The following is a 23,418-nucleotide window of genomic DNA, read 5'->3' as shown; positions in this document are numbered from 1 at the left end:
CGCTTGATCGGCGTTGGTGGCCACTTATGTTACCATCAGTAACTTACCAAGGGTAATTTACGATCAGTAATATAGGAGAGAACCCATGTCTGTTGTAGCCCGTGAAATCCTCTTGAACAGCCGCCCCGCCGGCACCCCCACTCTCGACACATTCCGCAAGGCCGAACGCAGGCTGCCGGCGCCCGGTGAAGGGCAGCTTCTGGTCAGGACGCTGTGGATGTCGGTCGATCCTTATATGCGTGGCCGCATGCGCGACCAGCCGAGCTATATCGCCCCCTTCCAGGTCGGCGAGCCGCTTGAAGGTTCGGCCGTCGGCGTCGTCGAGGAGAGCCGCGCCGAAGGCTTCGCCAAGGGCGATGTCGTCAGCCACTTCGCCGGCTGGCGCGACCATGCCGTGATCGACGCCGCCGGCGTCACCAAGGTCGATCTTGACGCCGCGCCGGCCGAAGCCTGGCTCGGGCCGCTCGGCGTGCCGGGCTTCACCGCCTATATCGGCCTCGAACGCATCGGCGGCCTCAAGGCAGGCGAGACCGTCTTCGTCTCGGCGGCGGCCGGCGCGGTCGGCTCGATGGCCGTGCAGATCGCCAAGGCCAAGGGCGCGCGCGTCATCGCCTCGGTCGGCAGCGCGGAAAAGGCCGCCTGGCTGCGTGAACTCGGCGCCGACGCCGTCGTCAACTACAAGACCGCCACCGACCTGACGGCGGCACTGCGCGAGGCAGCCCCCGAAGGCATCGACGTCTATTTCGACAATGTCGGCGGCAATCATCTCGATGCGGCGCTGGCCGTCGCCAAGAATTCGGCGCGCGTCGTCATCAGCGGCATGATCGCCGGCTACAATGAAGAGCAGCCGGCGGAAGTCATGCACAACCTCGCCTCGATCATCGTCAAGCGGCTGTCGCTGCGCGGCTTCATCGTGCTCGACCACTACGACCTCTACCCGCAGTTCTCGGCCGCCATGATCGGCTGGCTGAAGGACGGCAAGGTGACGTCGCGCGACACCGTCCATGAAGGCCTCGACAACGCGCCGAAAGCCTTCCTCGGCCTGTTCTCCGGCGACAACACCGGCAAGATGCTGGTCAGGCTGGCCGACCGCTGACGCCATCGCAGCCGGCCAGTCAGCCTCCCCTCCTTTTGACTGGCCGGCCGCGACAGCGCCTGATATCCCTTGCCGCATGGCCGACACCACGCCGAAGCAACCCGCTTGCATCGTGCATCGCCACGATCAAGCCGGGCCCGCCGGCTGACCATGGCGGCCGCCAAGCACCCATCGAGGACCGCCGTCGACGGCACCGCCGCGCCGTCTTCCGACGACGAGCTGCTGGCCTTCTTCCAGCGTGCCGCCTTCGATTATTTCCTGATCGAGGCCAATCCCGAAAACGGCCTGGTCGCCGACCGCACGAGGCAAGGTTCGCCCGCCTCGATCGCAGCCGTCGGCATGGCGCTCACCGCCTATCCCGTCGGTGTCGAGCGCGGTTTCATGACCAGGCAGGAGGCGCGCGAGCGCACGCTGGCGACGCTGCGCTTCTTCTGGAACAGCCGGCAAGGGCCCGAGCCCGACGCCACCGGCTACAAGGGGTTCTACTACCACTTCCTCGACATGAAGACCGGCCGCAGGGTCTGGAACTGCGAACTCTCCACCATCGACACCGCCTTGCTGTTCGGCGGCGTCATCGCCGCCGGCGCCTATTTCCGGGAAGATGAGCCACAGGAAGCCGAGATCCGCACTTTGGCCGAAGCCCTCTACCGGCGCGTCGACTGGGCGTGGGCGCTGAATGGCGGCGCCGCCGTCTCGCTCGGCTGGAAGCCGGAAACCGGCTTCATCTCCTATCGCTGGCTGGGCTACAGCGAGGCCCTGCTGCTTTACATCCTCGGCCTCGGTTCGCCCACCTTCCCGCTGCCGGCCGAAAGCTACGCGGCCTGGCTGGCCACCTATCGCTGGAAGACGATCTACGGCCAGCACTTCGTCTATGCCGGCCCGCTCTTCATCCATCAGATGTCGCATGTCTGGATCGACTTCCGCGATCTGCGCGACGCTTTCATGCGCGAAAAGGGCCTCGATTATTTCGAGAACAGCCGCCGCGCCACCTATGTCCAGCGCGAATACGCCATCCGCAACCCGCACGGCTTCGCCGGCTACAAGGCCCATTGCTGGGGCATCACCGCGTCCGACGGTCCCGGCTACAGCAAACGCGTCATCAAGGGCGTCAAGCGGCGTTTCTATGACTACCGGGCGCGCGGCGCCCCCTATGGACCGGACGACGGCACCGTCTCGCCCTGGGCGGCGATCGCCTCGCTGCCCTTCGCGCCCGAAATCGTGCTGCCGGTGCTGCGCTATTATCACGAGATCGACCTGAAGGACGACAATCCTTACGGCTTCGTCGCCAGCTACAATCCGACGCTGACCGGGCGCCACCACACCGGCTGGGTTTCGCCCGACCATGTCGGCATCAACCAGGGCCCCATCCCCGTGATGATCGAAAACCACTGGACCGGCCTCATCTGGAACCTGATGCGCCAATCGCCCTATATCGTCACCGGCCTGCGCCGCGCCGGTTTCACCGGCGGCTGGCTGTAGGGGCGCAGGCGCACCGGTCAGGAGAACACCCAGGCGGCTCATCCAAACCGGCCCGAAAAATGGAATCCGGTTCCCGGAAACGTTTTGCTCAAACAGTAGATGGAACCCTGTTCCGGGCTTGCCGGGAAAGGGTACGCCCTATGCCCGCGAGGCTGTGTCGCGCACGTCGGACGGCGTGGTCCCGAAGCGCCGTCGGAACGCCCGGTTGAAATGGGACAGATCGTTGAAGCCGGCCTCGAAGGCGATGGCCGTGATGTTGCGGCCACAGCAGCGCGGATCGCAGAGCATGCGATGCGCGCGCAGCAGTCGCTGGCCAAGCATGAAATCCGACAGTGACATGCCATCGCTCTCGAACAATTTGCGTATGTAGCGTGCCGAAAGCCGGTGACGTTTGGCGACATCGTCGACCGACAGATCGCCGCCATGCGCGACAATGTCGGCCTTGATGGCGCGCAGCCGCGCCACGCGCACGCCACGGCCGCGCGCGATCTCCACCGCATCCCTGGTCCCGCCGATCGCAAGTGCGGCAAGATCGAAAATATGCGTCGTCGCCAGATGCGACGCTTCGCGCGTCAGCCCGTCGCCCGCATCCTGGACCGCCTGGACATAGTCGAGCAGAAGCCGCATCGCCCAGCCGCCGGTCGCCAGCGGCTGCATCAGCACCGCTGCGGGATCGCCGATCAACGGTGAAAGCTGCTTCAGCGAAAAGCTCATATTGACGAAGCGAAGACCGCCGGGCTGGATCACATTGAGGCCAACCTCGTCCCCACTCATCATCAGCGCCTGGCCGTTGCCGACCGGCTCCTCGCGGCCGCGATGCTTCATGACGCTCACCCCGTCGAGCGCCGCCAGCAGGACGAAGTCGTCATTGTCGATCAACGGCGTCGAACGATGCACCCTGAATTCCGAACAGCTGCCGGTGGCGATGCCGAGGCCTGGTAGAGCGCGCACCCGCATGTCGACCTGTGTCGGCGCAAGCGGATCGAGGTCAACTTTCAAGACCGTGCGGCCGTAGACCTCGCGCATGATCTCGACACGATCCCGCGCCGGAATTGCGTCCGTCACCAGCCGAAACGAGGCGGATGGGCCCACTGTCGCATCCCCTGCCAAGAAGCGCGCTGATATGCGCCCAGCCCCTCAAAACGTCAATACAGGGCCGTTCTGGCCGCTTTTAGGGCCGTTCCGTCCAAGCCGCCTCCTCCCACTCAACCTAGTTTGCGGCGCGTTTCCAAACCCGGAGCGCATTGGCAACGATCACAAGGGAGTCCGATGTTTTATCTGCAAATAGTCAAGACGCTGTCAGCCCTCGCCTCGGCGGGCTTCAATGCGCGTGTCTACCTGCTTCCCATCGCGTTGGGCAAAACCGTCGCCGACCATCGCGACCTCAAGCTGCCGCCGCGCGTCGGGGAGCGTCAGCCATGAGCCTGAGAGGTACAGTCCTGGCGGCTCCAATTGTCTGTTTCAGCCTTGCCGGTTGCGTCGGCGTCAATCCTGTCTCGGCCGTCGTCGGCATGGCCGGCATGGCCGCCGCCAACTCGATCGGCATGGCGCAGTCGGCCGTCATCAGCCCGCAGGAGCAGGCGAAATATGCCAACATGTCCTGTGCGGATTTGCGGCAACTGACGTCAAACTACGAGATGGCCCAAGGTGCTGGCCCGGCGCCGAAGAAATATGGCGGCATGGCGCCGGCCGGCAAGATGGCGATCGTCAATCAGGTCATCGGCACCCGGCTTGCCTATCTGAAACAGCTGATCGGGAGCAAGGGATGCTGAGGGGCCTGTCGCACCATGCATACGGCGCGGCGCTCATCGTCCTGGCCGGGTGGCTGACCTTCGGCGCGACCGAGGCCGCCGGCCTGGGCAAGGGACCGGCGATACGCGCCCGCCATGGGGCGGTGCCCGTGGCACTTGTCGGCAAATGGGGTTTTGCCGCCACCTCCGGCGAATATTGCGACCCTCTCGGCGCCTGCGCGCCCGGCAGCGGCGGCAGCATCTCCTTCACCTTCCGCCAGGACGGCCGCGCCGAATATTCGCTGTTTCAATCGTCGCTGATCGACGGTTGCGGCCAGGTCCAGACACTGACGCTGAAGACCGGCACGGTGACGGTGAACGGCTCGACCCTGCTCTTCATGCCCAAGGCGGGAAGCTACAAATCCGTCAATGGCTGCCGGCCGGACCTCACCGGCAGCTGGAAATTCGGCACCGGCGACCTGAAGCCTGTCTCGTTCGACTGGCAATTGGAAGACGGGCAATTGTCGCTGGTCGACCCCGGAGGCGAGGCCAGCGGCATCTACAGCCGAAGATGACTGCCGGCGCTCCTGGGTCGGAAGCACCAGAACGCAGGAGCGCCTGGTCGTTCAGCTTGTGTCGCAGGCAAGGCGTGGCTGACGGAAGAAGCGGAGATCCCGCCAAAGACGGCGGCGTGGATCGACACCGTGGCTCAATTCGTGGAAACCGCGGACGGCATGAAGCCCAGGGGGCTGAAAGGGAAGCGGTTTAAGGTGTAGCGCCAACGGCGCCACCAGAAAGCGGAGCGCTTTTACGATCCAACCGTGACGACGAAATGTTTCGTCACCGGCTCGACGATCTTCCATGTGCCTTTGAAATCCGCTTCCACGACAAAGGCGTCGCCGGGCCCGACCTCAACCGGTTCGCCGCCATCGGGAGTGATGACGATACGGCCGGCGATCATGTGGACGAATTCATAGTCCGTGTAGGTCGCGTGATAGGTCCCCGGGGTCGCCTGCCAGGTTCCCGACAGAACCTTGCCGTCCTTGGTGGTGTGCTGGACGGCGGTCTTCATCGTGGGCTTTCCCTCGACCACAACCCAGCCCGGCAGGTCGCTGGTATCGGCGTTTTCCACCTTGCCGAACTTGAGAACCGTCGTGCGTGTCATGGTGGGCCTCTCCCATTCCCGTTGGCGGGCCAGAGCGCCCGACATCCCGAATATCGGATGCGTCATGGACCGGCAACTTGGTTTCCCGCTGGCCCGCTATTCAGTCCTTCTTGGCTCCGTCCGGAATGCGCCCGTCACAGGTTCGTGTGCCCTATCGTCCCGATACGTTCAGGAACCATTCAGCAGGCCCCGGGTTGAGTGGTATGTTGGGGGTGCAGTTGACGGAGGAGAAAATGGATCGACGGCTATTTCTGACCGGAATACTCGGCCTTGCCGGCGCCGCTGCGGTTGCGGTGACACTTCGCCCAGGCGAGGCCCTTGCCGGCGTGCCTTCCGCTCGTGGCGGCATCCTGGATGAACTCGATAAAGCAGAACCCGCCGTATTCGATGGCGAAGACAGCGCCGAAGTCGAGTTGGTCGATCATGGCCGAGGCCACCGACGACACTGGGATCGCCGCCATTGGGGTCGACGGCACGGGCATCACCGGCCGAGGCGCCCAGGCTGGCGGCGTGTATGCCGCCGATACTGGCGCCACGGCCGAACGCACGTTCGGTGCTGGCGCGAACGGGGCTGGGGTCCACGCTGGTAGCCGCAAGCTTGGGAACCCCGGTCGAAAGGTCGGGGCTCCTCCTCCGCGATCAGGCGGCCATTCGAACGGCTCTCCAACCACTCTTCCCTGCCTTAGCTGCACAACGATTCATTTTTACACCGCCAGATTGCCGCGAAGTCGAGACGCAGATTGCAAGCGCCTAACCGTAGATTATTCTGGTTGCATTATGGGGCGTTAGTCGGGGTACTGAGGGGGGGGGGCTTTTTTGCATCGTTGGCTATTGTGGTCACTGCGGCATGTCTGGCTTCTGGCGCCGCTGGTAACGGGAAATGCTGCATCCGCGGAAGATTTGCCTGACTTTATAGGCTCAACAATGCAATTCGGCATTGTCCGGAGCAATGCGCCGGGTTGTGAGCCGACCTGTCCTGAATGGATATCGGCCGAAGGCGCAATTCAGGCAAGCACACCGGCTCTGTTCAAGCGCGTTCTCAAGATACTCGATGGAAGAAAGCTGCCGATCATCATCGATTCTCCCGGCGGCGATGTTAATGCCGCGATGGCGCTAGGCCGACTGATCCGCAAGAACAAGCTCGATATCGCCGTTGGCAAAACCCATTGCGACGGTAGCTCGTCCTACAGCTCAAGCTGCATCGCAACCGGCGAAGGTGTGATTACTCAGTATGTTGGCAACCTTTTTGACCACGGTGCCATATGCAATTCCGCCTGTCCGCTGATGTTTGCCGGCGGCAACAGGCGTCTGGTCGGCAACCAAGCCTTTCTCGGCGTCCACCAAGTTACGACGACCCACACCCGCATCATAAGACATTACCGAACCACCTATCGTACCGTGCGGGGCAAAAGGTACAAAATCACCACGGAAACGAGCACCCAAGACAATGCCGGCAGCTACAAAACCTACAAGATGAGCAAGTCGCTGGAGAAAAAGCTTGGTGCCTACCTAAAAGAGATGGGCGTCGAACAGGATGTGCTCGTTACGATGAAAAACACCCCGGCCAGCGCCATTCATCAGTTGGTGCCGCAGAACATGCTGAAGATGAAGCTGGTTACCAGTCTGGATTCACTTGATCTGCTGACCGGGAAGCAAGTCTGCAGCAACAATCCATTGCCGGCAAATTGCAGGACGATAATGCCTCCTGCGGACAAGCCCAAGCTATCGAATGACGCAACTGAAGCGGCGATCTTGCCAAGCGATGTCAAATCTCGATCGCTCCCCTGCGCGAACAAAAAAGACGGATCGCAACTAATTGGGCTCAGCCCCAATGTCGGAGAGGCTTGTCGTGAAAATCACGCAGCCGAACCATCAGATCAGCCGCTGCCGGGGTGGCCGGCTAAAGACTGGACCCAGCCGACCGGCCCGTACTCCAATCCATGACCGTCGTTGGCACACGTCGGACCAGAAACCCGATCCACAAACGAAAAACATCTATCCAGCCGAAGCTGAGCTGGTCCGCATAGATGACTGTGACCTGTCTACGAACAAGCGGCGACCATGGCGGCCATGGACGACAATCCCAGAGCAAACAATGTCAACGATGTACTTAGGGCAATTGGCCGCACGCGAGGGAGCGTCATGAACCACTCATACAATCTGGGAAACACAAACCTCCAGAACGAAGGATAGCTTCTGCCGCCCCGATAGACTGCAAACATTGCGACAGCCAAAAGCAGGAACAGAAAGGCGCGAGGTAGAGCTACCGCATCTGGGCTATTGTTAAACCGGGACCAAACGGGCTCAGGAGGCTGACAAAGACCGGGATGAAGCGCGGAAAAATACCTGATATCAAAATAGTAGAAATTACAGAGGGCCACGAAAGCTGCGGCAAGCAGCAGGGCCTTGCGTTCGTAGAGCCAAACTAACACTCCGCGAAAACTGTCACGGACACCGTTCGACAACATTGCCTCCCACTGCATTTATGGTGAAGTGTTAGCTGAGTGGTGCTGCTCCTTCAACGTTGCTAGATTGAGCGGGATCAACTCGCCGCTTCTGACCTCACTCACTTGGCAGTCGCCTCGAACAAGAGATCGCCGATCCACATCTCAACGATCCCGATCGGAAGCGCCATTGCACGGACGCCATCACGTCTGGCTCGATGACGACCGGCGGCCGGCCACCGCAGCGAACGATGTGAACTGCCCATGGCACAAGATACCCGGCAGCCAGCCTGCCGCGATGCCACCGTTGAAAGGCACCTGCCCGCCGCCGATGCGCCGCACGCCGGCATGCGTCAACAACACCATCGCGCCCTTGTCATTTTCGGGGTTACATCGGCCGAAACTCTCGCCTATAAGGCCCGCCTAGCCTGATACAAGAATCCTTTCCTGCGCAACCCGGCCGGGTCTCTGCGCGCGCCAGCGCGCGAAATGGAGAAGCCCCCGTCCCGGTTCTTGGCGCAGGCTGGAGCATGATCCCGAAAAGTTGTAGACTTTTCGGACAAGATCATGTGACAAAACAAAGAGTTAGAACGGACCGAGACAATGCCAAAACGCACCGACATCAAGTCCATCCTGATCATCGGCGCCGGTCCCATTGTCATCGGCCAGGCTTGCGAGTTCGACTACTCCGGCACCCAGGCCTGCAAGGCGCTGCGGCAGGAGGGTTACCGCGTCATCCTGGTCAACTCCAATCCGGCCACCATCATGACCGACCCGGAGCTGGCCGACGCCACCTATATCGAGCCGATCACGCCCGAGGTCGTCGCCAAGATCATCGCCAAGGAGCGCCCCGACGCGCTTCTGCCCACAATGGGCGGCCAGACCGCGCTCAACACGGCGCTGTCGCTGCGCCGCATGGGTGTGCTCGACCGCTACAATGTCGAGATGATCGGCGCCGATGCGCACGCCATCGACAAGGCCGAGGACCGCTCGCTGTTTCGCGAGGCGATGGCCAAGATCGGCCTGGAGACGCCGCGCTCGATGCTGGCCAATGCGTCCGCCGTCAAGGACGAGGACCGCAAGAAGCACGAGGCCGAGCGCGCCGCGCTGAAGGCTTCGGGCGCCGCCAATCTCGATGCGGCGCTCGATGCGCTGGAAACCCAGTGGAACCTCGGCGAAGGCGACCGCAAGCAGCGCTACATCAACCACGCCATGGCGATCGCCGCCCAGGCGCTCGACCATGTCGGCCTGCCGGCCATCATCCGCCCCTCCTTCACCATGGGCGGCACCGGCGGCGGCATCGCCTACAACCGCACCGAATTCTTCGAGATCGTCGGCTCCGGCCTCGACGCCTCGCCCACCACCGAAGTGCTGATCGAGGAATCGGTGCTCGGCTGGAAGGAATACGAGATGGAAGTCGTGCGCGACCGCGCCGACAACTGCATCATCGTCTGCTCGATCGAAAACATCGACCCGATGGGCGTGCACACGGGGGATTCCATCACGGTCGCGCCAGCGCTGACGCTGACGGATAAAGAATACCAGATCATGCGCAACGCCTCGATCGCGGTGCTGCGCGAGATCGGCGTCGAAACCGGCGGCTCCAACGTGCAGTTCGCCGTCAACCCGGCGGATGGCCGCCTTGTCGTCATTGAAATGAACCCGCGCGTGTCGCGCTCTTCGGCGCTGGCCTCCAAGGCGACCGGCTTCCCGATCGCCAAGATCGCCGCCAAGCTCGCGGTCGGCTACACGCTGGACGAGCTGGAGAACGACATCACCGGAGGTGCTACGCCCGCCTCGTTCGAGCCCTCCATCGACTACGTCGTCACGAAAATCCCGCGCTTTGCGTTTGAAAAATTCCCCGGCGCCTCGCCGGTGCTGACCACCGCCATGAAGTCGGTCGGCGAAGTGATGGCGATTGGCCGCACCTTCCAGGAATCGCTGCAGAAGGCCCTGCGCGGACTGGAAACCGGCCTCACCGGCCTCGACGAGATCGAGATCCCCGGCCTCGGCGGCAATGGCGGCGCCGACGACCGCAACGCTATTCGCGCAGCCCTCGGCACGCCGACGCCGGACCGGCTGCGCATGGTGGCGCAGGCGATCCGCATGGGCACCTCGCTGGAAGAGGTGCACGACATCTCGAAAATCGACCCGTGGTTCCTCGAGCAGATCGCCGGCATCATTGCCATGGAAGCGCGCATCCGCGAACACGGCCTGCCGGAAGACGCCGCCAATCTGCGCATGCTGAAGGCCATGGGTTTCGCCGACGCCCGCCTCGCCTCGCTGACCCGCACCGACGCCGACGCGGTCGCCAAGCGCCGTACCGCCTTAGGCGTGCACCCGGTCTATAAGCGCATCGACACCTGCGCGGCCGAATTCGCCTCGCCGACGGCTTACATGTATTCGACCTACGAGACGCCTTTCGCCGGCGCGCTGGCCGACGAGGCCAAGGTCTCGGACCGGAAAAAGGTCGTCATCCTCGGCGGCGGGCCGAACCGCATCGGCCAGGGCATCGAGTTCGACTATTGCTGCGTGCACGCCGCCTACGCGCTGCGCGAGGCGGGTTACGAATCGATCATGGTCAACTGCAACCCGGAGACCGTGTCGACCGACTACGACACCTCCGACCGCCTCTATTTCGAGCCGCTGACGGCGGAAGACGTGCTGGAGATCCTGCGCGCCGAAAAGGCCGCCGGCACGCTGCACGGCGTCATCGTGCAGTTCGGCGGCCAGACCCCGCTGAAGCTGGCCGATGCGCTGGAAAAGGCCGGCATCCCGATCCTCGGCACCTCGCCCGACATGATCGATCTCGCCGAAGACCGCGACCGCTTCCAGAAGCTGCTGCACAAGCTCGATTTGAAGCAGCCGAAGAACGGCATCGCCTATTCGGTCGAGCAGGCCCGCACCGTGGCCGGCGAGCTCGGCTTCCCGTTGGTCGTGCGCCCCTCCTATGTGCTCGGCGGCCGCGCCATGCAGATCATCCACGACGAGGGCATGCTGCAGACCTATCTGCTCGACACCGTGCCCGGCCTGGTGCCCGAGGACATCAAGCAGAAATACCCCAACGACAAGACCGGCCAGATCAACACACTGCTCGGCAAAAACCCGCTTCTGTTCGACACTTATCTGTCGGGCGCCATCGAGGTCGACGTCGACTGCCTGTGCGACCGCAACGCCACCTTCGTCTCCGGCATCATGGAGCATATCGAGGAGGCCGGCATCCATTCGGGCGATAGCGCCTGCTCGCTGCCGGTCTATTCGCTGTCGACCGAACTGGTCGACGAACTGGAGCGGCAGACGTCGGCGCTCGCCCGCGCCCTCAATGTCGGCGGCCTGATGAACGTGCAATATGCCATCAAGGATGGCGTGATCTACGTGCTGGAGGTCAATCCCCGCGCCTCGCGCACCGTGCCGTTCGTGGCCAAAACCGTCGGCAAGCCGATCGCCAAGATCGCCGCGCGCATCATGTCGGGCGAGACCCTGGACGCCGCCTTCGCCCATTACGGCGAAAAGCCCGACCCCAGGCGGCCCGGCCATGTCGCGGTCAAGGAAGCCGTGTTCCCCTTCGCCCGCTTCCCCGGCGTCGACATCCTGCTCGGGCCGGAGATGAAGTCGACCGGCGAGGTGATGGGCCTCGACCGCGATTTCGCCATGGCCTTCGCCAAGAGCCAGCTCGGCGCCGGCGTCGACCTGCCGCGTTCGGGCACGCTGTTCGTGTCGGTGCGCGACGAGGACAAGGCAGGCATGCTGCCGGCGGTCAAGCGCCTGGCCGGCCAGGGGTTCCGGGTGCTCGCCACCTCGGGCACCGCGCGCTACCTGAAGGAAAACGGCGTCGAGGCCGAGAAGATCAACAAGGTGCTGGAAGGCCGCCCGCATATCGAGGACGCCATCCGCAACCGCCAGGTGCAGATCGTCTTCAACACCACCGACGGCCAGAAGGCGGTGTCGGACTCAAAATCGCTGCGCCGCGCCACGCTGATGCAGAAAGTGCCTTATTACACGACGCTCGCCGGCATGGGCGCCGTCGCCGAAGCCATCGCCGCGCTGCGCGCCGGCTCGCTGGAAGTGCGGCCGCTGCAGGAATATTTTTGAGCCCTTTCCCTTCTCCCCTTGCGGGAGAAGGTGACCGAGCCCGGCGGCAAAGCCGCCGCTGGCGAAGTCGGATGAGGGGTGCTGGAAGAAACGGGACGTTTCGCAACGGCACCTCACATCGCCTCGATCTTTCGAGCAAGCGCTCCGTCCAACACCCCTCATCCGTCTCGACGCTAACGCGTCGAGCCACCTTCTCCCACAAGGGGAGGAGGAAGAGCGCCGTGAGCGCCTCATTTCACGAGGTGAAGAGCGGTCTGCGCAGCGAACGAAAAGCCAGTTGCTTGGCTTTTCGAGCGATGAACGTCCCGAATCTACAAGGCTGGAAAGTAGCGTTCGTATAGAATGTACGTAGGGTGCTCATTCATCCAACGGATACTCGTGCCGCGAACGATCAAGCCCGTGACAGGTACCTGGAACGCAAAGAGGGGGGGGGCACCCATCATCACCAAGTAAAACATCAGTATTTATAAAACTTGATAGGAAAAAATAGGTCGGATACATTGGGCTTAATGTTCGTGGAGTTCCGTATGATTGCCAAGTCAAATACAGCAGCAAAATCGAAACCCGCTAAACCAGCGAAAACCCTCTCGTCGAAATCGCCTACTATACCGATGGGAAGCACGCTGGAGTTCTACAACGAAGATTTCGGCAGAACACTGTTTCCATTGAACACGAACAAGTTTCTTATCAACAATGGAGAGAGCTTAGTTAAAGATTATATCAACAAATGCCTAGATAAGGACAATAATCATTACTCTTTTATATCACAAATAAGAGTTTACGGTGCGAAACCGGAAAATCACCTGAGAAGAACTGTAAAATTGGATGCTATATCTGAATATTATATATATGACATAATATTTCGGAATAAGAATTTATTTCGCAAACCTCACATAATAAGCAGGTCTCACTACGGATACCGTTTTCAGGAAGGGGCGCCGATATCGCCGACGTCCGCTTACAAAGCCTTCAAGGGCGCTATATCTGAGTATACGAGTGAATACGAATACTCTATGAGCTTCGATGTTGCGTCATATTTTAACAACATCTACCATCACGACCTCGTAAGTTGGTTTTCCGAACTTGGCGCATCCGATGCGGACGCCGAAGGCCTAGGCCAGATGCTCAGACAGATAAAATCTGGGATATCTGTCGACTGCCTCCCGCAGGGCTTATACCCAACCAAAATGATTGGAAACGACTTCATTCGATTTGTTGATAATTATCACGGGCTTAGATCCAAGAAAATTGTTCGCTTTATGGATGACTTCTATCTGTTTTCCGATAGAGCTGAAGACCTTGACGACGATTTCCAAGCCATTCAACGCCTCCTCGGCGATAAGAACTTATCAGTAAACCCGCTTAAGACCCACAAGGGCAACGCCACTCTCCTAAAAATGGAGAACGAAATCGATGAGGTAAAACAGAAACTCCTAGAGAGACGAAGGATACTTATAACGCAAGGATACGACGAGTCCGGCAACGAGATACTGAAGGAACATCTTTTCAAATCCCCCTTAAGCGAAAAGGAAATGGACTACATAAATACAATACTCGAAAATCAAACCATAGAAGAAGAAGATGCAGAATTAATACTAACAATTATGAGAGAAAATTCCGGTAAAGTCGAGAAAAGACTTCCGTATATATTGGAAAGATTTCCACACCTCACAAAGAGCGTTTATAATTTTTGCGCATCGGTCAAAGATAAAGAGCTTCTTTCTGAAACAATACTTTCCGTATTAAAGCCAAAAAGGAGACTAATGGAATTTCAACTATTTTGGATATCTTCAATACTTGAAGATTTCTTAATGCAAACGAAAAACACGGCAGAATTAATAGACAAATTGTTCAATCACACCTCCGCAACTTCTATATCCAAGGCAAAGATTCTAGAGATACCGGATACACGATTTGGATTGCCGGAGTTACGAAATGATTATCTCGTCAGCGGGCAATCTGATTGGTTGGCATGGTCATCTGCAGTGGGATCGAGAGGGCTGAAGAAAATCTCTCGAAATCATAGACTTAAGTATTTTGGCAATTCATCCAGCATGAATCATTTAGTAGCCGAAATAGTTCTCAATGCATGAGCTTTTTTTGTAGGTACTTGAAAATTAATACAGCTATCTCGTCGGTTAATTTTCACCAATAATACTATATAAGCTACAATCAATTGGGTGCGCAGAGATGTAGTATAGTTTATTTACCTGGATTATACCGAGATTGATTGATTTCTATGTAGGGATTTAGTACGCTTTCTATCTACTCACCCCCACTCCCTAAACTCCTTCATCAACCCCTCATAATCCTCCATCGGCGGTAGCGCCTCGTAGCTTTTCACCGCGCCCGTCTCGGCGAAGGGCAGTTTTTCACCCACCCAGGTCTCGATATAGGGCGCGAAGTCGCCCGCGCCTTCGAGCAGCGTCGGGCGCACATTGACGAACCAGTCCATGCCCTCGGCTTTCGTGAACATCCAGCTCATGCAGTGGCTGCAGAAATAATGGTGCGCGTCGGCGCCGTGCAGGCCGCCGATCACCGGCTCGCCCTCGGTGACGGCAAAACCCTCGGCCGGAATGGCGGCCGACAGCGAATAGGCCGAAGAGCTCATCTTCTGGCAGCCGGTGCAGTGGCAGGCCATGGTCACCAAGGGTGCCGCACTCACCGTAATCTTGACGCGCCCGCAGCGGCAGGCGCCTTGTCTCGGCAGTTTCCAGTCCATCATCGTCTCCCCTGTTTCGCGGCAGGATAGACGGGCGGCAGCGGCAGACAAGCGCGGCGGCGCGTCGCGGGCTTTGCCGACGTGGGCGACGGCCCGCGCAGGCAGTCGCCGCGGACCGACGCGGCGGACGCGACTCCCCCCCGCACAAGCGTGGCGCCACGTGGCGCACCCCGCAAAACTCCGTCATTCCCGACCGCGTGAGCGAGGAACGAGCGGAGCGTGTCGGGAATCCATGCCGGAGCGCTGATGCGTCGGCGCGGTGCAGGATGTGGATTGGATGCGTGGAGGAAGACGCAAGCTCAAAGAAAGAACGTTGTCCGTTCAGTCCCTTGCCGAAAACCGCACGAAAACCACGCCCGGATTTGTCCACACGTTCGGGGCACACGCCACAATCGGCCCATCGCCCTCACGGGAACCTGGTGCGCACCGGGTATCAGGGAGGGCGCCGGTGCCGGACTGGCAGCGCTAACGGTGGCGCTGTCTGGTGACGAGCCCTAAGTCCGGGCCCTGGAAAAACCCGGCTGCCGCGAATGGCGGCTTTGAGGTCCGAAGTCTGCCGTCGCGAATGACGGCGAGGTCGGTCCGGGGCAAGAACACTGGCGGGGCGCCCGGAAGGCGCCACGTACTGTTTGCTAAGAGGCACCGACCCGGCGCCCCGCTTCCCACCCCTTTTTCAACGGCCAGACGCGAAAGCGGGCGTGGCGGCGACGGGCCGCGCGCTTACCCGGGAGTTCGACAATGCCGAGAGACGATTATTACGACGATCTGTGGAAGAACCTGGAGACGCCGGGCTACATGCACGAGTTTCTGTCCAACAATAACCCCTTCGTGCTGGCGCTGTTCACCCGCGCGGCGCGCATGACCTTCACGCGCGACGGCGCGCCGAAATCCTGCCCCAACAAAACCTGCCGCAAGAGCGGCCAATGCCACATCATTTTGCGCCACAAGGCCACCAACTGCACCAGCAGCGTCGGCATCAGCCAGCGCGCGGCGGACGAATTCAAGGCGATCCTGCTCTACCTGATCGACATCGGCTCCAACCCGCCGGAGATCGACTATGGCAGGCGGGAGTGAGAAATGGTCCGCGTTAGCGGACGAAAAGCCAATTGCTTGGCTTTCGAGTTTCGAACGCCCGAAGCGACAGCGAAGGGCCGGAGTGATGCCGCCCCCGGCCCTCGGCTATGGCCTTAGGCGTTCGAGCCCTTGGGAAGGTCCACCGGACCGCCCCCTGCCCCTCGTAAACTCGGGGCGTTAGCGGACCGCCCCCAGCCCTCGGCTACTGCCTCGGGCGTTCGAGCCCTTTGGAAGGTCCACCGGACCTTCCAATTCGCCTGCGGCGAACCGCTTCCCGGCCCCTCGTAAACTCGGGGCGTTCGAAGCTCGAAAAGCCAAGCAGTTGGCTTTTCGTCCGCTGAAGCGGACCGCTTCTCACCCCGCCCAGTCCACCTCGACCATGCCGTGGCGGCGGTAGAGGCGGATGGCGTTGGCGTTTTCGACCACCATCGTCTTCAGGTCGACGCGGGCGGCGCCCCGCGCCTTGAAGGTGGCGAAGACGTGCAGCAGCAGCGCTTCGGCCAGTCCGTTGCGCCGCGCGTCGGGGTGCACGGCCAGATATTTGAGATAGTCGCTGGTCCAGCACAGCGCCACCGCCGCCAGCCGCCCGTCGGGGCCGTCCACCACGAACCACAGCGCCGGGTCGTATTCGGCGTCGCTGGAATGCAGCGCCCACCAGAGGTCGAAATTCTCTTCTTCCTTCGCCAGCGTCTGGGTGAGCAGCGCATGCACGGCGCGCGCGTCGGCTGCCTGGAAGGGGCGCAGCGTAAAACCGTCGGGCCAGGCCGGCGCCGCGACCTCCTCCGCCAGCGAACGCCGCAGGCGGATGCCGACGTCGTCGGTCTTGTCGATATGGTGCTGGGTCATCGGCCGCTCATCCCTGCCGCTGGCCGTGTCCGGCTCAGGCGTCCGGTTCGGGCTTGCGCTTGCGGTCGCGGCCAAGGCCGGTCTCTTCGAGCAGGCCCTTGCGCTTGGCGTCGTAATAATAGCCGGTCTGGTAAAGCCGGTCGGCGCGCTTGTAGTCGCCATTGGCAACCAGGAAGGCACCGCGCAGATATTTCACCGCGTATTTCAGATTGGTCTCTGCGTCGAACAGGCCCTTGGGCGCGCCGCCGTAACCCATGCCGCGCGCGGTGGCATGCTTGATCTGCATCAGCCCCCAATGGCCATTGTTGTAGGCGCGCGGGTTGAAGGTCGATTCGCGCTTCACCACCGAGCGTACCAGTTCGATCGGCACCTCGTAGAGCGCAGCGTATTTGGCGATCAGCCGATCGACCTCGCCACGGCCCGCACCGGCCGGCGCCGGCGTTTCGGCCTCGGGTTCCGGCAGCGTGAGGTAGATCGGCACCGGGCCGGAATAGGCGATCGGCTGCACACCGGGCAGCGCCTTGGCGGCTTTCGGCGTGGCGGGTGCGGCCGGGAAGACCAGGCTGGTGGCGGCGGAGGCAACGATAACCGGCGCCGGCTTCAGCACCGGCTTGGGTGCCGGCAGATTGCCGCCCATGCGGGCCGAAAGCGTGCTGACGCGGCCGGACGTTGCGGTGGAAGTCGCGGGCTGGGCTGCGGCCTGGGCCGCCGTCGGCTGGGCAGCGCTTGCCGGATTGGCGTGAATGGCGGTCGCGGAGGCCGGTGTAGCGGCTGCGGTCGCAGCAGCCGGGACGGCTGCCGCTGCTACGGCCGTGGAATTGGCGAGACGGGCGCTGGTGCCGGGCGTGGTCGCCAGCGTTGCTGTGGCCTTGGCGGCTTCCTGCGGCGTCGGGCCGGCAAAGGCAGCACCCGCAGCTTCAGCCGGAAGCGCCGCGAACTGCACCGGAGCGAGCCCCGAGGATTCGGGCAGCACCGACACCTGCTCGGGCAGTGCCAGCGCAAAGCCGGCATCGCTCTCGGCGGTCGACGTCGTGGCTGGAGCCAGGGCCGGCTTCACCGCGGTGGTGGATGTGCAACCGGAAACGCCGGCCGCTGCCAGCAGAATACCGATCGACAGGGTGTGGGCTGTTGTTCGCAAGCCGCGCTCTGTTCATGCAAATCGTTAAATGCTCATTACACCACCGATTTTGGTCGGGCAACCTCGAGGGGAAATGGTTTTCGGGTGGCGAAAAGCCGCGAAACATGCCAGATTGTTCATGATTTGTACTGTTTTGCGTCGGTTTCTTCCCTGGAAGCCACGCTGGAAATGGAAGGAACCGCATCATGCAGACCGCCATTGAAAAGACCGTTGCTACAATACCCGGCCATGCCATCTTCGAGACGGCGATGGGTTTCATGGGCATCGCCTGGAACGAACGCGGATTGATCCGCCTGTGCCTGCCGCAGTCCAGTCGCGAAAGCCTGGAACGCCGGCTGCTCAGGCTGGAAGCCGTGCCGGGCAAGCATTTCGATGAGAACACAGCGCCGGGCTGGGTGGCCGAACTGATCGCCTCGATCAAGGCCTACGCGGCCGGCGAAACGGTCGATTTCTCGAAAGTGCCGGTCGATCTCGACGGCGTCGACGATTTTCGTCTTGCCATCTACGACGCCGCCCGCAAGCTGGCCTTCGGCGAAACCACCACCTATGGCGAACTGGCGAAACGCGCCGGCCATACCGGCCTGGCGCGCGAGACGGGGGCGGCGCTCGGCGCCAATCCGGTGCCGCTGGTTATCCCCTGCCATCGCATCACCGCGGCCGGCGGCAAGATCGGTGGCTTCTCGGCTCCGGGCGGCTCCAACACCAAGGAAAAGATGCTGGCGATGGAAGGCGTCCACGTCGGGCCGCCGCCATCAAAGCAGGCTTCGTTCGGGTTCTGAGCAGGCATATGGCCACTGACGCTCGAAAAAGCGCGCCGGGCGAACCGTTAGTCGAACGGCGTGATCATGCGGCGGAAGCGGCGGTCGTTGTCGGGCCGCTTGCATTTGAACACCGGACAGGAACTGGTGTCCGCGCTCGGCACATAGGCGCGGCTGCGCACCTCGCCCATGTCGCAGAAGCGAGCGCTGGCTACGTAGCGGTCATAGAGCGGCAGGTTGGGATTGTGCTTGGAACGATAACGCAGGATGACGGCGCCCTCGCGGGTAACCAGCGCCTGCACCCGGTCGCAGCTCATGCGGGTCGGATCGTAGCGCGAGATCGCCCCGGCTTCGGCGGCCACCAGGGACAGACAGGCGGCAAGCAGGATCGTCTTTTTCATGGCCTCCTCCGGCGTGAAGCGCGCAAGCCGCCAGATTACGCCGCCGTCCTGCATCTCGCCAGTCTGGCGGTGCACTGCATTGACGATTGAACAACACCACCTTGTTTTTGGAGAAAAAGTCGCTTATATGCGTGGCGTTGATATTTGGGCCGATTGACCCCATGCCTCGCGATACCCGCGTTTGCTCCCGTCTTTCTCCAAAATCTCGATACCAACGGCCGGATAGGGTCCGGTCTGAAGAAAACGCAAGTGAATGTGAAGGAACATCGATATGGCAACTGGAACGGTCAAGTGGTTCAACGCCACCAAGGGCTTCGGTTTCATTCAGCCTGATGCCGGCGGCGCGGACGTTTTCGTCCACATCTCCGCTGTGCAGCGTGCTGGTCTGACCACCCTGGCTGATGGCCAGAAGATCAGCTACGAGATCGAGCAGGACCGCCGCACCGGCAAGTCCTCGGCTGGATCTCTGTCGGCAGCCTGATTTGGCGCAAGGCGCGCGCCGGGCAATAGCCCGGGGCGCGCGGCAAGTCACGGATGTACTGGCAGTCGCGCGAGAAGCGCGCCGGAGCATGAAAGGCAAGACAGGCTGAAGCGGCAGATTGCCGCCAGCGTCACCCAGAATGCTCCGGGTCAGGCTAGCAGACATTGGAAAGGCGGGATTTATCCCGCCTTTTTGTTTTTTCCCATCGACCTTCGAAGCGATCGCCGCTCAGGCCGGCGCCACGAACTCCTGGGCGATCGCCTTGAAGACCGGCATCGCCTCGAGCTTTGCCGCATGCGCCGCCAGCTTCGGAAATCCGGACATCGACACCAGCCCCGGATGCGCGTCGTTAACGAAACGCAGCGCCGCTCCCACCGCGATATCGGCATGGCCAATGCGGTCGCCGAACCAGAATTCATGTCCGCGATCCGCCAGATCGCTTTCCAGCGCGGCGAGTACGCCAGCGATCTGCGTCCGGCACCGCTCCGCCCACAGGCCGGAAACATCGGCATGCAGGCGCTTTTCGTAGAACAGGCTCACCGCCTTGTCGGCCATGCCGGTCGCAAGTGCCGCCACCTTGAGCGCCTTGCGCCGCAACGGCTGCGCGCGCGGAAACATCGCCTCCTCGGCCGGCACCAGGCTGTCGAGGTAATCGAGGATGAGATGGCTTTCGATCAGCACTTCGCCATCGTCCAGCACCAGCGTCGGCACGCGGGTCAGCGGATTGTAGGGCCGGATCTTGTCGGCGTCGCCAAAGGTCGCCCAGGGTCTGTGCTCGAAGGGAATGCCGTAGAGCGTCAGCGCGATGCCGACCCGCCGCACGAACGGTGAATCATATTGCCCGATCAGGATCATGAAGTCGCCTTCCCGCAATCAATGGCGCGGCCCATGTTGAATTGTCTCACGGCAGCCATTCGATCGGGACGTGGCCGGGATCGGCCTCAACGCGCTTGAGCCATGCGCCGACGGCCGGATAGACCTTGAGATCGAAGCCGCCGAACTCGGCCGTATGCGTGTAGGCATAAAGCGCGATATCGGCGACGCTGTAGCTGTTTCCTGCAAAGAACGGGCTCTGCCGCAGTCGCTGCTCCATCACGCCAAGCGCCTTGTTGCCGCGCTCCAGCGTCGTTGCGAGCCGTTCCGGCGTTGCATCCTTGGCCCGCTCGGGAAAAGTCAGCAACGCCTTGCGCACGGCGATATAGGGTTCATGGCTGTATTGCTCGAAGAACAGCCATTGATAGGCAAGCGCCCGCTCGTAGCGATCGGCGGGCAGGAACCGCGTGCCTTCGGCAAGATAAAGCAGGATCGCATTGGATTCGGCGATGCGCCTGCCATCGTCCAGTTCGAGCAGAGGCACCATCGCATTCGGGTTCTTGGCGACAAAGTCCGGTTTTCTCGTCGCACCGTTGTGCGAGGAGACTTCGACATTGGTGAAGGGCAGACCAAGCTTGGCCATCAGAAGGCGCGGCTTGTAGCAGTTGCCGCTGTCGATCATGCCGTAGAATATTGTCATCGCGCTTCCCCGGAAAGCACCCCTTTGCCGCAGCCAGGGTACATCATCCAGCGATTTCTTTTGCTGTATTTCGATCAGCGACAGTGATGCATTCGCTTAACGGCGCCGCTCTCGATTCCCGCGCAATTCGTGCAAAGAGCGCGTGAGGGTCGGCCAACAGGCGCTTGCGGCACATGTCGTCGATTATTGGATGATGCGCTTGCCGAAGGTTTTGCCTGGGCGCGCCGGCGGGGACGGCCCGTTGCCGTCAGGTTCCGGAGACGGCTGGTGGTGCGCTTCCAGGGCCTGCATGGTCCTGGTCAGTGCACGGAAACTGGTCGGCGCGATCTCCGGTTTGGCCAGCACGTAGCCTTGCACCATGGAGGCGCCCGATTTCTCGGCGAGATCGAGCTGCCAGCTTTCCTCGATGCCTTCGAAAACCGTTCGGATGCCTCGCCCTTCGAACGCTTCGACCATCGTCATCAGCAGGGCAAAACCCGCGCCGGATTCCATCAACTGGGTGATCCAATGAGCGTCGAACTTGACGATGTCGGGCCGCAGTTCCTTGATACGGTTGATGTCGGAATCGTCGGCGCCGTAGTCGTCCACTGCGATACGAAAGCCGTTCGTCCTCAGCGCTTCGACGAAATTGGAGAGCGCCTCCTTCGAGGCCGAGCGTTGCTCGGTCACCTCGCAGACGACACGCTGTGGGTCGATGCCGGCTTCGTGCAGCACAAGCCGCATTTCGCGCAACGCGCTTTCGGACACGGCCCTGTCGATGAAAACCGAAGGGTCGAAATTGATGAAGATGGAGCTTTCCTCCGGCAGGCTGACGCCGACATTGAGCAAATGCAAGGTGCGGGTGAGCGCTTCGATATGCAGCCGATCCGCCGGCGGGCAATTGGCGAAGAACGCGCTGGGCGACTGCAATTCGCCGTCGCGGAAAGGCCGGATCAACCCCTCGAAGGCGACGACGACAAGCTTGCCTTCCTGGAACGCGAAGATGGGCTGGAAGGCGCTTTTTAAAGTATACGGGCCCCAGACACCGGTCGAGGTACCATCATCGTGACGGATGACATGGGCTAACCCGATGCTGCGCGACACAGTCCCTCGCTTCACGACCTGCAAGAACCCGGCAAATCTACTCACCAAGGTTTTACCGCGCGTTAATATATTCGAATGCGCTTACGGGTCTCTGGCTTATCAAACGAAGCTTGCGCTTGTTTTGCCGATACGACAATACAAGCGCCGCTGCCGTCTTGGCTGCTGCCCAATGGAGATATGTCATGGCCTTCCTCGCCGATGCCCTTTCCCGCGTTAAGCCTTCCGCGACCATCGCGGTCACGCAGAAAGCGCGCGAGCTGAAAAATGCTGGCCGCGACATCATCGGCCTGGGCGCGGGCGAGCCGGACTTCGATACGCCCGACAACGTCAAGAACGCGGCCATCGAAGCGATCCGCCGCGGCGAGACCAAATACCCGCCGGTTTCGGGCATCGCGCCTCTGCGCGACGCCATCGCCAAGAAGTTCAAGCGCGAAAACAATCTCGACTACAAGCCGGAGCAGACGATCGTCGGCACTGGCGGCAAGCAAATATTGTTCAACGCCTTCATGGCCACGCTCAACCCGGGCGACGAGGTCGTCATCCCCCGCCCTTACTGGGTCAGCTATCCCGAAATGGTGGCGATCTGCGGCGGCACCCCGGCCTTTGCCGAGACCAGCATCGACAACGGCTTCAAGCTGACCGCCGCTGCGCTCGAAAAGGCGATCACGCCGAAAACGAAATGGCTGGTGATGAACTCGCCGTCCAATCCGTCCGGCGCCGCCTATAGCGAGGCCGAACTCAAGGCCCTGGCCGAGGTGCTGCTGAAGCACCCGCAGGTCTGGATTTTGACCGACGACATGTATGAGCATCTGACCTATGGCGATTTCGTCTTCAAGACCATCGCCGAGGTGGAGCCGCGTCTCTACGAGCGCACGCTGACCATGAACGGCGTCTCGAAAGCCTATGCCATGACCGGCTGGCGTATCGGCTATGCCGCCGGCCCGCTGCCGCTCATCAAGGCGATGGACATGATCCAGGGCCAGCAGACATCCGGCGCCTGCACCATCGCGCAGTGGGCGTCGGTGGAAGCGCTGAACGGCCCGCAGGATTTCGTGAAGAAAAACAAGGCGATCTTCCAGGCACGTCGCGATCTGGTCGTGTCGATGCTGAACCAGGCACGCGGCATCACCTGCCCGTCGCCGGAAGGCGCCTTCTATGTCTATCCGTCCTGCGCGCAGCTGATCGGCAAGAAGACCGCCGCCGGCAAGGTGATCGATACCGATGAGACGTTCTGCTCCGAGCTGCTCGAGGCGGAAGGTGTGGCGGTGGTGTTCGGCTCGGCTTTCGGCCTCGGCCCGAACTTCCGCATCTCCTACGCAACCTCCGAAACGCTTCTGGAAGAGGCCTGCACGCGCATCCAGCGCTTCACCGCAAGCCTGACCTGAAAACGGCTACC

General features: G+C 61.4%; 23 protein-coding genes. 12 read left to right on the top strand and 11 right to left on the bottom strand.

Translation table 11 applies throughout. The annotated features are described in order from the left end of the window. Positions 1–85 precede the first annotated feature (85 nt). Complete coding sequence (locus FZF13_RS17340; RefSeq protein WP_024923704.1) at positions 86–1,096, top strand: NADP-dependent oxidoreductase; 1,011 nt, start codon at positions 86–88, stop codon at positions 1,094–1,096. A 150-nt stretch (positions 1,097–1,246) separates the two neighbouring features. Further along, positions 1,247–2,575, top strand: coding sequence for a glucoamylase family protein (locus tag FZF13_RS17335; protein ID WP_024923705.1), 1,329 nt, complete (start codon positions 1,247–1,249; stop codon positions 2,573–2,575). A 138-nt stretch (positions 2,576–2,713) separates the two neighbouring features. On the opposite strand, the gene FZF13_RS17330 is transcribed toward FZF13_RS17335, so the two are convergent. After that, the gene (locus FZF13_RS17330; protein ID WP_244431124.1) at positions 2,714–3,667 is read right to left on the bottom strand and encodes a helix-turn-helix transcriptional regulator; all 954 of its coding nucleotides are present in this window, start codon (positions 3,665–3,667) and stop codon (positions 2,714–2,716) included. Positions 3,668–3,844: 177 nt separating this feature from the next. Between FZF13_RS17330 and FZF13_RS28975 the strand changes: the two genes are divergently transcribed. From FZF13_RS28975 to FZF13_RS17320, 3 genes are read left to right on the top strand one after another with little or no spacing between them, the layout of a single operon-like run. Then, positions 3,845–3,997 carry a hypothetical protein gene (locus FZF13_RS28975; protein ID WP_162835300.1) on the top strand — a complete coding sequence of 51 codons (153 nt, stop codon included), beginning with the start codon at positions 3,845–3,847 and terminating at the stop codon, positions 3,995–3,997. Continuing rightward, positions 3,994–4,347 carry a hypothetical protein gene (locus tag FZF13_RS17325; protein ID WP_024923707.1) on the top strand — a complete coding sequence of 118 codons (354 nt, stop codon included), beginning with the start codon at positions 3,994–3,996 and terminating at the stop codon, positions 4,345–4,347. The genes FZF13_RS28975 and FZF13_RS17325 overlap by 4 nt, the downstream gene beginning before the upstream one ends. After that, the gene (locus tag FZF13_RS17320; RefSeq protein ID WP_024923708.1) at positions 4,341–4,880 is read left to right on the top strand and encodes a hypothetical protein; all 540 of its coding nucleotides are present in this window, start codon (positions 4,341–4,343) and stop codon (positions 4,878–4,880) included. The genes FZF13_RS17325 and FZF13_RS17320 overlap by 7 nt, the downstream gene beginning before the upstream one ends. A gap of 233 nt (positions 4,881–5,113) precedes the next feature. On the opposite strand, the gene FZF13_RS17315 is transcribed toward FZF13_RS17320, so the two are convergent. Together FZF13_RS17315 and FZF13_RS28970 are read right to left on the bottom strand one after the other, a co-directional pair. Then, the gene (locus tag FZF13_RS17315) at positions 5,114–5,470 is read right to left on the bottom strand and encodes a cupin domain-containing protein (protein WP_024923709.1); all 357 of its coding nucleotides are present in this window, start codon (positions 5,468–5,470) and stop codon (positions 5,114–5,116) included. 245 nt (positions 5,471–5,715) lie between these two features. Next, the gene (locus FZF13_RS28970; RefSeq protein WP_161773049.1) at positions 5,716–5,946 is read right to left on the bottom strand and encodes a hypothetical protein; all 231 of its coding nucleotides are present in this window, start codon (positions 5,944–5,946) and stop codon (positions 5,716–5,718) included. Between the two features lie 340 nt (positions 5,947–6,286). On the opposite strand from FZF13_RS28970, the gene FZF13_RS17305 reads away from it, so the two are divergent. Next, complete coding sequence (locus tag FZF13_RS17305; protein WP_150978957.1) at positions 6,287–7,414, top strand: COG3904 family protein; 1,128 nt, start codon at positions 6,287–6,289, stop codon at positions 7,412–7,414. A 704-nt stretch (positions 7,415–8,118) separates the two neighbouring features. Here the strand turns inward: FZF13_RS17305 and FZF13_RS28965 are convergent. Then, positions 8,119–8,280, bottom strand: a complete 162-nt coding sequence (locus tag FZF13_RS28965) for a hypothetical protein (RefSeq protein WP_161773050.1) — start codon at positions 8,278–8,280, stop codon at positions 8,119–8,121. A 237-nt stretch (positions 8,281–8,517) separates the two neighbouring features. Between FZF13_RS28965 and carB the strand changes: the two genes are divergently transcribed. Beyond that, positions 8,518–12,006, top strand: a complete 3,489-nt coding sequence (gene carB / locus FZF13_RS17300; RefSeq protein WP_024923713.1) for a carbamoyl-phosphate synthase large subunit — start codon at positions 8,518–8,520, stop codon at positions 12,004–12,006. 527 nt (positions 12,007–12,533) lie between these two features. Next, positions 12,534–14,099, top strand: coding sequence for an antiviral reverse transcriptase Drt5 (drt5, locus tag FZF13_RS17295; protein WP_161773051.1), 1,566 nt, complete (start codon positions 12,534–12,536; stop codon positions 14,097–14,099). A gap of 176 nt (positions 14,100–14,275) precedes the next feature. On the opposite strand, the gene FZF13_RS17290 is transcribed toward drt5, so the two are convergent. After that, positions 14,276–14,731 (bottom strand): GFA family protein, encoded by a 456-nt coding sequence (locus FZF13_RS17290; protein ID WP_024923715.1) that lies wholly within the window; start codon positions 14,729–14,731, stop codon positions 14,276–14,278. A gap of 735 nt (positions 14,732–15,466) precedes the next feature. Here FZF13_RS17290 and FZF13_RS17285 point away from each other — a divergent pair. Then, the gene (locus FZF13_RS17285; protein WP_024927233.1) at positions 15,467–15,802 is read left to right on the top strand and encodes a hypothetical protein; all 336 of its coding nucleotides are present in this window, start codon (positions 15,467–15,469) and stop codon (positions 15,800–15,802) included. A gap of 354 nt (positions 15,803–16,156) precedes the next feature. Here the strand turns inward: FZF13_RS17285 and FZF13_RS17280 are convergent, their stop codons facing one another. Then, positions 16,157–16,648, bottom strand: coding sequence for a GNAT family N-acetyltransferase (locus tag FZF13_RS17280; protein WP_024925347.1), 492 nt, complete (start codon positions 16,646–16,648; stop codon positions 16,157–16,159). A gap of 34 nt (positions 16,649–16,682) precedes the next feature. Then, positions 16,683–17,786, bottom strand: coding sequence for a lytic transglycosylase domain-containing protein (locus FZF13_RS28960; RefSeq protein WP_036255226.1), 1,104 nt, complete (start codon positions 17,784–17,786; stop codon positions 16,683–16,685). A 185-nt stretch (positions 17,787–17,971) separates the two neighbouring features. Between FZF13_RS28960 and FZF13_RS17270 the strand changes: the two genes are divergently transcribed. Further along, positions 17,972–18,565, top strand: coding sequence for a methylated-DNA--[protein]-cysteine S-methyltransferase (locus tag FZF13_RS17270; protein WP_051504783.1), 594 nt, complete (start codon positions 17,972–17,974; stop codon positions 18,563–18,565). 47 nt (positions 18,566–18,612) lie between these two features. Here FZF13_RS17270 and FZF13_RS17265 read toward each other — a convergent pair whose 3' ends face one another. After that, a complete protein-coding gene (locus FZF13_RS17265; protein ID WP_036255237.1) occupies positions 18,613–18,945 on the bottom strand; it encodes a hypothetical protein in 333 nt (110 codons plus the stop codon). 271 nt (positions 18,946–19,216) lie between these two features. On the opposite strand from FZF13_RS17265, the gene FZF13_RS17260 reads away from it, so the two are divergent. Further along, positions 19,217–19,426, top strand: coding sequence for a cold-shock protein (locus tag FZF13_RS17260; protein WP_024925349.1), 210 nt, complete (start codon positions 19,217–19,219; stop codon positions 19,424–19,426). Between the two features lie 228 nt (positions 19,427–19,654). On the opposite strand, the gene FZF13_RS17255 is transcribed toward FZF13_RS17260, so the two are convergent. The 3 genes from FZF13_RS17255 to FZF13_RS17245 all read right to left on the bottom strand — a co-directional run bounded on the left by FZF13_RS17255 (position 19,655) and on the right by FZF13_RS17245 (position 22,022). Continuing rightward, on the bottom strand, positions 19,655–20,281 hold the full coding sequence (locus tag FZF13_RS17255) for a glutathione S-transferase family protein (protein WP_024925350.1): 627 nt from the start codon (positions 20,279–20,281) through the stop codon (positions 19,655–19,657). 46 nt (positions 20,282–20,327) lie between these two features. Further along, positions 20,328–20,939, bottom strand: a complete 612-nt coding sequence (locus tag FZF13_RS17250; RefSeq protein ID WP_024925351.1) for a glutathione S-transferase family protein — start codon at positions 20,937–20,939, stop codon at positions 20,328–20,330. A 183-nt stretch (positions 20,940–21,122) separates the two neighbouring features. Continuing rightward, a complete protein-coding gene (locus FZF13_RS17245; RefSeq protein WP_024925352.1) occupies positions 21,123–22,022 on the bottom strand; it encodes an EAL domain-containing protein in 900 nt (299 codons plus the stop codon). A gap of 182 nt (positions 22,023–22,204) precedes the next feature. On the opposite strand from FZF13_RS17245, the gene FZF13_RS17240 reads away from it, so the two are divergent. Next, positions 22,205–23,407 carry a pyridoxal phosphate-dependent aminotransferase gene (locus FZF13_RS17240; protein ID WP_024925353.1) on the top strand — a complete coding sequence of 401 codons (1,203 nt, stop codon included), beginning with the start codon at positions 22,205–22,207 and terminating at the stop codon, positions 23,405–23,407. Positions 23,408–23,418: the final 11 nt, after the last annotated feature.

It is taken from the genome of Mesorhizobium terrae (assembly GCF_008727715.1).
Taxonomy (GTDB): domain Bacteria; phylum Pseudomonadota; class Alphaproteobacteria; order Rhizobiales; family Rhizobiaceae; genus Mesorhizobium; species Mesorhizobium terrae.
This window is presented reverse-complemented; position numbering and strand designations above follow the sequence as displayed.